This window comes from Microcoleus sp. F10-B2 (genome assembly GCF_036704965.1).
GTDB lineage: Bacteria > Cyanobacteriota > Cyanobacteriia > Cyanobacteriales > Microcoleaceae > Microcoleus.
Window position 1 is genome coordinate 1 of the sequence record NZ_JAUBTB010000157.1, and the last position, 9548, is coordinate 9548.

Annotated in this window: 9 protein-coding genes, 1 rRNA gene and 2 pseudogenes; 8 read left to right on the forward strand and 4 right to left on the reverse strand. The window is 44.1% G+C overall.

The features are described 5' to 3' along the window. From QUA99_RS31340 to QUA99_RS31365, 6 genes and pseudogenes are all read left to right on the forward strand, one after another. Nucleotides 1-434 (forward strand): YciI family protein (locus QUA99_RS31340; RefSeq protein ID WP_333343643.1); only part of this gene is annotated, 434 nt, incomplete at its 5' end. A 309-nt stretch (nucleotides 435-743) separates the two neighbouring features. Beyond that, entirely contained in the window at nucleotides 744-1196 is a 453-nt protein-coding gene (locus QUA99_RS31345; protein ID WP_333234789.1) for a nuclear transport factor 2 family protein, read from the forward strand. 37 nt (nucleotides 1197-1233) lie between these two features. Next, nucleotides 1234-1665: a YciI family protein gene (locus tag QUA99_RS31350; protein ID WP_333042836.1), complete on the forward strand. Its 432-nt coding sequence runs from the start codon at nucleotides 1234-1236 to the stop codon at nucleotides 1663-1665. A gap of 273 nt (nucleotides 1666-1938) precedes the next feature. Then, a pseudogene (locus tag QUA99_RS31355) lies at nucleotides 1939-2310 on the forward strand (VOC family protein); the annotation flags it as partial. 98 nt (nucleotides 2311-2408) lie between these two features. Continuing rightward, entirely contained in the window at nucleotides 2409-2816 is a 408-nt protein-coding gene (locus QUA99_RS31360) for a VOC family protein (protein WP_333234788.1), read from the forward strand. A 190-nt stretch (nucleotides 2817-3006) separates the two neighbouring features. Further along, nucleotides 3007-3235: pseudogene (locus tag QUA99_RS31365) on the forward strand (ISKra4-like element ISMiva1 family transposase); the annotation flags it as partial. 58 nt (nucleotides 3236-3293) lie between these two features. Here QUA99_RS31365 and QUA99_RS31370 read toward each other — a convergent pair. Next, nucleotides 3294-3806, reverse strand: coding sequence for a hypothetical protein (locus QUA99_RS31370; RefSeq protein ID WP_333234787.1), 513 nt, complete (start codon nucleotides 3804-3806; stop codon nucleotides 3294-3296). 256 nt (nucleotides 3807-4062) lie between these two features. On the opposite strand from QUA99_RS31370, the gene QUA99_RS31375 reads away from it, so the two are divergent. Beyond that, entirely contained in the window at nucleotides 4063-5301 is a 1239-nt protein-coding gene (locus tag QUA99_RS31375; protein WP_333234786.1) for an SGNH/GDSL hydrolase family protein, read from the forward strand. A gap of 213 nt (nucleotides 5302-5514) precedes the next feature. Here QUA99_RS31375 and QUA99_RS31380 read toward each other — a convergent pair whose 3' ends face one another. The 3 genes from QUA99_RS31380 to QUA99_RS31390 form a co-directional block, all read right to left on the reverse strand. Then, a complete protein-coding gene (locus tag QUA99_RS31380) occupies nucleotides 5515-6450 on the reverse strand; it encodes a branched-chain amino acid ABC transporter permease (protein ID WP_333234785.1) in 936 nt (311 codons plus the stop codon). A 166-nt stretch (nucleotides 6451-6616) separates the two neighbouring features. Beyond that, nucleotides 6617-7567: a branched-chain amino acid ABC transporter permease gene (locus QUA99_RS31385; RefSeq protein ID WP_333234796.1), complete on the reverse strand. Its 951-nt coding sequence runs from the start codon at nucleotides 7565-7567 to the stop codon at nucleotides 6617-6619. Between the two features lie 163 nt (nucleotides 7568-7730). Beyond that, nucleotides 7731-8987, reverse strand: coding sequence for an ABC transporter substrate-binding protein (locus QUA99_RS31390; RefSeq protein WP_333234784.1), 1257 nt, complete (start codon nucleotides 8985-8987; stop codon nucleotides 7731-7733). Nucleotides 8988-9484: 497 nt separating this feature from the next. Between QUA99_RS31390 and QUA99_RS31395 the strand changes: the two genes are divergently transcribed. Beyond that, a 16S ribosomal RNA gene (locus QUA99_RS31395) occupies nucleotides 9485-9548 on the forward strand; the annotation flags it as partial.

Here is a 9548-nt window from a genome sequence, read left to right on the forward strand (position 1 = left end):
TCAGCCTAAAAGTGTTTGGCTTCCAAGTTTTCACAACTGATAAAGAAATCCGACCCACATCTGCGGAATGTGGGATGAAATACATATTGCTGATTTACAGCGACGAAAATGCCTGGACTGAAAGCGAGCTGCAGCAATGCTACGCCAAGTCTTTGCAGCTAACCCAAGAACTGCAAGCGAACGGTCAATATTTGGGTGCTTCGCCGCTGCACTCGATCGCCACAGCAACCAGTATTCGAGTGCGTGACGGCAAAAAACTTGTCACCGATGGACCGTTTGCCGAGACGCGCGAACAACTCGGCGGCTACTTTCTGATCGATGCCCAGGATCTTGACGAAGCGATCGCGATCGCAGCACGCATACCAAGCGCCAGTAAAGGTACGGTTGAAATTCGCCCGATCGTGGAACTGTCGGGCTTGCCATCAGACCAGTAGTTGCCGTCAATCAATTTTAGATTTTAGATTTTAGATTGACCCCACGGATAAATGCGGGGGCTTGAGGATTTTCGATTTTTGATTTGGGATTGATTCCACGGATAAATCACGTGGCGGGTACCACCTTTGAAATTCGCTTGTCAATACCGCTCAACGCAAACTTCCACAGCCGCACTGACAAACTTTTCCAGAAAAAATGTTCAACTTGTCGATCGCGCGCACCTCTATTCGACTAGATGGTAGAGCAAGGGTTAGCAGTTTTCAATCTGCGCCCGGAAAACCAATCGACATCAATAAGGAAATACCACAATGACTGTGACAACCGAAACCACCAAAACACAAGACGAAGCCCAGATTCGACAAATCATCGCAGATACGGCCAGTGCCATCTGCGCCAAAGACCTCGATCGCATCATGGCGCACTACGCCCAAGATGTGATTATTTTCGATGCAATACCGCCGTTCCAAACCAAAGGTGCAGATGAATTTCGACGGACGTGGGAGGCCTGCCTGCCTTGCTTCCCGGACTCCTTCGGAATTGAGATGCGAGACCTCAGCCTCACCGTGAGCGGTGATTTGGCGATCGCGCACTGGCTTTTTCACTTCACAGGGATGCCAAAAGATCACCCAGGGGCACAGATGTGGATGCGAATGACCTCTGCGTGCCAGCGGAAACAGGGCAAATGGCAGATTGTGCACGAGCATTGCTCTGTCCCCTTCGATCCAGAAACGTCTAAAGCCGTTTTCACGAGCGCGCCTTAGCCCAGCTCAACAACCATAAACAAAAGGAGATTTCACGATGAAAGTCATGGTTCTAGTCAAAGCTACTGAAGACTCAGAGGCAGGCGTCATGCCCAGCGAACAGCTTCTGACGGAAATGGGGCAATACAACGAAGCATTGGTCAAGGCGGGAATTATGCTCGCTGGCGAAGGGCTGCATCCCAGCTCAAAAGGAGCGCGGGTGAGGTTTTCAGGCACAAATCGCAGCGTGACTGACGGGCCGTTCACAGAGACAAAAGAGCTGATTGCCGGATACTGGATCTGGCAAGTGCAGTCGATGGAGGAAGCCATCGCCTGGGTCAAACGCTGCCCCAACCCGATGCCAGGAGAATCCGAGATCGAAATTCGCCCGATCTTTGCAGCAGAGGACTTCGGCGAATCCTTGACGCCCGAACTCAGGGAACAGGAAGAACGCATTCGGGCGGGGGCAGAACAACTCCAGCGTTTTTGAGGGCATAAATACTGCCTGACTTTTCGTCCGGCAGCCACATCATTTCCCATGAATGGATTGCTCGATCGACTATTAACCAAAGGAGTACATGATGCAATCGAATATTTATCTCTTTTTTGACAAGCGAATTTCAAAGGTGGTACCCGCCACGTGATTTATCCGTGGAATCAATCCACAATCTCAAATCTAAAATCCTCAAGCCCCCGAATTTATCTCGCGCAAGTCAATCCAAAATCCAAAATCTAAAATCTAAAATCGAATGACGGTGAATGCAAAGCTGCATTTAAATTCTACGAACACTGTTTAGGTGGAAAAATCGATGGGATGATGACCTATGGGGATGGGCCCATGTCTGAGGAAATTCCCTCCGAACAGCGCGATCGAATCATGCACGCCAAATTAACTGTTGGTGGAATGGTATTGATGGGTTCTGACACTCCACCCGATGGCTTTAAAAAACCGCAGGGATTCTCTGTGAATCTTCAATTTGACGATCTGGTCGAAGCGGAGCGGATATTTGAAAAATTGGCAGAAAACGGAACGGTAAAGATGCCATTCCAAGAGACTTTCTGGTCTACCCGTTTTGGAATGCTTGTCGATCGATTTGGCACACCGTGGATGATTAATGTCCAGCCAGCTACCTAACCCTTTCAAGTTTGCTCACTGGCTTTACCCTTCAATTCAAACATTAGCGATTTTTCGCTAATGTTTCACCTTGCGATCGAAGTTAAAAAGGAGAAAACATGGCTACTAAAATTTTCGTGAATTTACCCGTCAAAAATCTCGATCGGTCTGTCGAATTTTTTACTAAACTTGGATTCAGTTTTAACGCCCAGTTTACTGACGAAACTGCCACTTGTATGGTTGTGAGCGAAGACATCTTCGTCATGCTCTTGACAGAAGCCAAGTTCAAGGAATTTACACCCAACCCAATTTGCGATGCCACCAAGAGTACAGAAGTGCTGGTCTGCTTGTCTTCCGAGAGCCGAGAAGAAGTGGATAAAATGATTGGCAAGGCAGTAGCTGCTGGCGGAACGACCTACAGTGAACCGCAAGACCACGGATTTATGTATGGTCATAGCTTTCAGGATTTAGATGGCCACATTTGGGAAACTGTGTTCATGGAGCCCAGTGCAGTCAATCAAGGTTAGGCATTTTATATCTGTTTCCTGAAAACAATACAAAGCTCTTCTCAATGGGTCAAAGTTAGTGATTGCATTGAGAAGAGCGATCGAATATCCAAAAATCCACAAATGGTGCATCTCTGTTTGGAAAATTCCTGAAAAAATGGCTCACATGAAAAATCTAGTAAAACTGTAAAAAAAGGATGAGATAAAGAAAATAACACCCTCAGATAAACAGCAGCTAAAAGCATACTTAAAAGGGGTAGCAGAAATTCTTTACATAAATACAGATTCAGCCGCTCTCTCAAATGCCTGAAAGTATCGAGAAATCTCTACGTCAAAAAATGTTAGAAGAAGTGAGTCCAAAACTACGTAGCTTTTTTTCAACAGTATCAGGAATTAAAACAGGAAGAAGCCGAAAAATCAAATCCGTAGTCGGCTTCCTCAACAGCGATTCTCGTACAATTGAGCTGATAAACCCTTACTAAACTTTTAATAAACTCATTATTTTGAATCTATCTGCTTCACTACCTCCAAGGCTAACCCTACCACCTCTGCAATTTGCTCATCCCTCAATCCCAACTGTCGTAATTTACCAACCATTTCTATTTTCACTTGATTCGTGCCATCCTGGTTGTCGGGAGTCGTCGGCTGACTTTTATCTGGAGTAGGAGTGGGTAGTTCTGAGCAGCCATTGATATAATTAATTGTATTGCTATTACCAAAATTAGTAGTGCGCTCGCCAAAATTTATATTCAGATTTAATTGCCGTTCTAGAACAGATTCCAGATTACCTTTATCAACTGATTCGCCAAAAACATCAGATAACATTTGCAAAAGCTCGTAACCTACATCCTTAGCATGACCAGCCGTACAACCGTAAGTATCTGCAATATCAGAATACTTTTGTCGCTTAAGTATTCCCTCGATAATTTTACGCTCCAAGTCATTGAGGCGTTTGTCTGTCTTCGCGCAGACTACTTCATCTACAAATTGCAATATATGAGCAGTGTCCATCAGTAGGGGTTTTAGAGAACTAGAGTTAGTATAACCGACTTTTTCCGTCTTTTTCCGTCTTTTTCCGCCTTTCACCCCTCTTTTAGAAATACCCGTCTTTTTCCGTCTTTTTTCCCTTTTCAGTTTTGGGCGATCGGTCTATGATGCTCAAAAGCATAAAATTAGCTTCGTAAGAAAAACATTAATTGTCTGTAGTGATTGTCTTTTTGAGATAGTCGCGGATTTAGACAGGATTTTTATTTTAAAGCAAACTAAGATGAAAAAACTAAGTTTATGGGCGGAAAAACTCACCCTAATTTTTGGGGGAATTATGGCGGGTGTTTTTCTGGGAGAATTAGCTCTTCATCAGGCGGGAATTCAAGGTATAAAAAAGCCCAGCGATCTTGTTTCTTTTGATAGTTACAGATTAGACGACCCCGCTGGTTGGTCATTGAAACCGGGCGCGTATTTCGAGTGGCAGGGTGAAGGCGATCGCTCCTTCATTCGCGCCAATAAAGATGGTTTACGCGATCGCGAACATACCAAGGAGAAACCACCAAAAACTTTTCGGATCGCAGTTTTGGGAGATTCCTTTGCCGAATCTTTACAAGTGCCGATGGAAAATACTTTTTGGTGGAAAATGAGAAAGCAACTCAATAAACAATGTACTGCTTTAGGCGATCGCAAAGTTGAGGTAATTAATTTTGGGGTTCAGGGCTATGGGACGGATCAAGAACTAATTACTCTGCGCCATAAAGTCTGGCAATATTCTCCAGATTTAGTGATATTAGCTTTTCTTCCTGGCAACGATATTATTAATAATTCAAAAAAACTTGAATTTTCTAAACGTAAGCCATTTTTTGTCTATAAAAAGGGGGAATTAGTTCCAGATATGTCAGGGCTGAAACTGTCACCAAGAGAACATAACTATTTGGAGTTTTCATCTGTTGATTATCTTCCGACTTGGTTGGTCAATCATTCACGCATTTTGCGGGTAGTCAGACAAGTTGATTTAAATAATAAGAAACGTCTAGTCGATGCCGTAGACAAAAAACGAGCCGCTAATAACTTTAAAGAACCTATCGATCCAGTATGGAAAGAGGCTTGGCAAGTGACAGAAGGATTAATTACACTAATGAGTCAGGAAGTCAAGGCAAAAAAGGCAGATTTTATGGTTTTGATTGTCAGTACGGGAGTTCAAGTCAATCCCGAGCCTATACTTCGTCAAAAGTATATGAAAAAATTTGGCATTAAGGACTTGTATTATCCTAATTGGAGAATCAAAGCCTTTGGCGATCGCCTCAATATTACAACATTGGATACAGTCCCGCGATTGCAAGAGTATGCAGAAAAAAATAAAACTTGCGTACATGGCTTTCCCAATGCTATGCAGTGTGACGGTCATTGGAATAGTCAAGGCCATGAGCAAGTTGGTAAACTTATTGCACAAGACTTATGCGATAAGTTCAAACTTGTTGGGCCCGTCGATCGCGATCGCAAAGCCTACTATCGTTGACAGGGCGATTGATGAGGAATGTGGATGCGATCGCCCCTTACTTTTTTGATGGATAGGCGATCGATAAAGGGTGTGGATGCGATCGCCTATAGCTGATAATAGTAAATGGCTGTATACTACAACAAAAACCGTTCATTTTTGCTAAAAAAGATGGGGTTTAATATAACAGTCGATCGCGACGCGGATGGGCATAAATCGTAACGCTATCTGTTTTTAAACAGAAGTACGATCGCCCTTTTTAAACCTCTTCAACAACTCCGGCGTCACCAAACCTTGCGGAAAAAATATCGTCCCCAAAACAATCAGCAACCCAAAAATAATTAACCGCCCATCCCGCAGGAATTGCGCCAACCAAATCGGCAATCCCTGAATAGTCGCCATTCCCCTCAAAACCTCCGGTAAAGCAGTAAACACCATCCCACCCAAAACTGCCCCCAAGAAACTTCTGCTACCACCAATCAACACAGATGTCAAGTAAATAATACTAGCATCAAAAGTACCTTGACGGGCGTTCCAAGTATTCAGGAAATGAGCGCTAACTGCACCCACAACCCCAGCTAAAACAGCACCTAACGTGAAAGCCAAAACCTTATAAAAAGTTGGGTTAATGCCGATCGCATCAGCCGCCAACTCATCAGCGCGGATCGCAGCAAAAGCGCGCCCCACCCGAATCCGTTCCAGCCGATGCACAATCGCCATACTTACCAAAAGTAAAGGTAGTACAATCCACAAATACTCGATCGGCGTCGCAAACGGTTGTGGAATCCCAAAAATGCCCACAGCCCCGCCCGTGATATCTAAATTTAGCGATAAGACCCGCAAAATTTCCACAAAAGCAATAGTTGCGATCGCCAAATAAATCCCGCTTAACCGCAGCGCCGGAATTCCCACTAAAATCCCCAGCAACCCCGAAACAGCCCCTGCAATTATCATCTCTAATAACAACAACGGCAGTGGAAATAAACCCCCTGTCTGTTGAAAAACCGTCGTAGATAAAATCGCCGCAATATACCCACCCAAAGCATAAAAACCAGGGCTAGCCAGAGACAACTGTCCAGTCATTAAAGGCAAATAAAGCGACATTCCCAACATTGCACCCAGCAACATCGAGACAATCAAAAACCCGTAAGTAGTAAAAAATTCATTCATAACTTTTTTTATTTCTTAGTCTTTTAGAGAGTGACTTAGTTTGACTCTTAAGCGATTGAAATCGCCGATTTGTTTTTTACACCTTTTAAATCAAACACCTCTATTTCTTAGTCTTTTGGAGAGGGACTTAGTTTGAGTTTTAAGCGATTTTAATGGCCGAATTATCTTACACCTTCTGAATCAAACGCCGTCCAAACAAACCCTGCGGTCTAACCAATAGCATAATAAACAATATAGCAAAAGCAACAGCATCCTTATAAGCCGAAAAATCACCAGGCACAAAAGCCTCCACCAAACCAATTATAAAACCTCCCAAAACTGCCCCAGGAATACTCCCCAACCCACCAAGTACAATCACGGCCAAACCTTTCAAACCAAAAGCAATACCAAAATACGGCCCAGCAATACTCACACTAGAACCCACCAAACTCCCCGCCAAACCCGCCAGAAAACTGCTCACAAAAAACGTCAACACAATGTACCTATCAGTATCAATCCCCAATAAACTAGAAGTAGTCGCATCTTCAGCCACAGCCTGCATTGCTTTACCAAATTTAGTAAAATTTATTAAGTAAGTTAAGACAGCCACAATCGCAACTGATACCGCAAAAATTACTATTTGAACAGTCCGAATCGGAATTGGTTTATCGGCTGTCCCGAAGTTAATGGCAGCCGGTAAATAGCCGTAAGTGTTAGCAGGAAAAGTGTAAATTTCTGCACCGACAAGATATTGGATGATATTGGCGATCGCAACAGCCACACCCAAACTAGAAACCACAGTCAGCAGAGAATCAGAGTGTCGGCGGCGCAAAGGCAAAAAAGCAACTCTTTCAACAATTACTCCCACCAAACCAGCCATGACACTTCCCAATATTAACGCCACAGCAAAAGGCAAATCCACGGGAATTCGAGCGTTAGCCCACAACCCATTAAAACCGAAAGCACCTCCCATCAGCGCATAAGTGAAATAAGCACCCAAAGTAAATACTGCACCGTGAGCAAAATTAATAATTCCCAGAATAGAAAACACCAGCGTGTATCCGAGGGCAAAAATAGCATACACGCTGCCGATCGACAAACCATTCAAAAATTGTTGCAGAAACAGAGTTAAGTCCATCACCAGTTAAGAATTGAGCCTCATACCGAAATCATTCAAAAACAAACAGCATACAATTTTTACTCTGACTTCTGACTTCCCCCATTGAGGGGCAGCGGGGTTAACCTCAGACTCACACTCAATAACTCATCCGTGTATCCGTGTCAAAATCCCTCTTGTGCCTTCATTTCAAAAACTCAAACTTACCATTATTGCCATCCGCCTCCATCTTAATCCGTGCCACATAAAACTCTTTCTGATTAATCTCACCTTCAGGCGTAAAAGAAATTTCCCCCAAAGGAGTATCGTACTTTCCACCCAACAACTGCTGATTCAAATTTGTACGCAATTCTGCCAAAGGTTTTTCGCTAACCTTAGACTGAGCATTAAGTACCTTTAATGACTCAACAAAAACTTGTACGCCAGTAAAAGCTTGAGCGCTAAATTGAGGCGGTTCTTTCTTAAATTGAGCGCGATAAGCATCGCGAAAAGCCTTATTAACTTCATTTTCATATTCCGGGCTGTAGGCTTGGGCAATCAAAACTCCATCACAAAGTGCTTTACAAACCGCAAACACATTAGAAGTATTCAGACCGTTGCCCCCAATGATAACGCCTTTGTATCCCAACTCCCGCAACTGCTTAATTAAATTGCCTCCATCTGCGGCCAACCCAGAAATAATTATCAAATCGGGATTGACATTTATCGCATTAGTGGCTTGAGATTGAAAATCTGTATCAGTAGTCAAGAATTTTTGGACTGTTGCCAATTCCAGTCCCATATCTTTAACCGTTGTCTGAAAAGTTTCAGTCTCAGATTTGCTAAAAGCATCATTCTGAGCAAAAAACACGGCTACTTTCTTAATATTGGGATTTTGCTTCAGGGCAGCCTTAACCGCATTAGGTGCTACCACAGCGACAGGCGCGGAGACTCTGGCCACATAATCGCCAATCTGGGGAATGCCTTTAGCGGTGTTGGATGGTCCGAGTACGGGAATTTTTGCGCGATCGGCGATCGGATCGGCACTAAAAGCTTGTTGCGACAGAGTTGGGCCCACAATACCCACCACCTTATCCTGATTGATCAGAGTATTGAAGGCATTGATCGTCCCTTGTTCGTCTCCACCGGTATCTTGGAACACCAGTTTAATAGGCGTCCCATCCACACCGCCCTTATCGTTGAAATACTTCTCAGCAATTTTCGCCCCAGCCACCTGTTCCTGACCCAGTAAAGCCACATTGCTAGTTTGGGCTACCCCAATACCTATAGATATAGTGTTGGAACTCCCCCCAGGCGAACCCTCTGGAGAAGCACCGGGAGATGGCGAACTCGCCGGAGATGCTGTAGTGGAGGTTTGGGGAGTGTTCGTCTGACTGCAAGCGATCAGCAGTGAAGCGCAGGTAATGAATAAGGCACTAGGGCGGGCTGTAAGTTTTTTCATGAGCGGGCGATCGAACATCTATATATAGAACATCTACACGTAGAGATATTCTACCCATGCGCGGTAGATACTCCCGCCAAAAGTCCCATCTTGCCCAAAAAAAAGACCCCTTCCCGGAAAGAGGAGTCAGCCAGCGGAGGCAGGAGCGGAAATAAACAGCCAAAACCCTTATGGTGTATGGCTTCCCCACTAACTCAAAAATATTTTGGCAAAAAGCTTGACAACCCTGGGGAGAGTTGATACATTAATAAAGCGCCAGAAGGGAAGCGGTTCACTGAACCACAACCGGAAGGTAAAAACTGAACCTAGAAAAAAGAATAGTTTGAAAGCTTAAAGCACTATTAACCTCGTCAAAAAAATTAAGATAGAGAGTCAAGGCGAGAGCTGATACTCAATATCGCAAACAACGAGAAAAAAGTCAAGGGAAAACGAAATGAGTTGAACTGTAAGGTGAAATTGTTTCGAGAATAACTTGACGAGCCAAAAAAGAACTCAACAACACGGAGAGTTTGATCCTGGCTCAGGATGAACGCTGGCGGTCTGCTTAACACATGCAAGTCG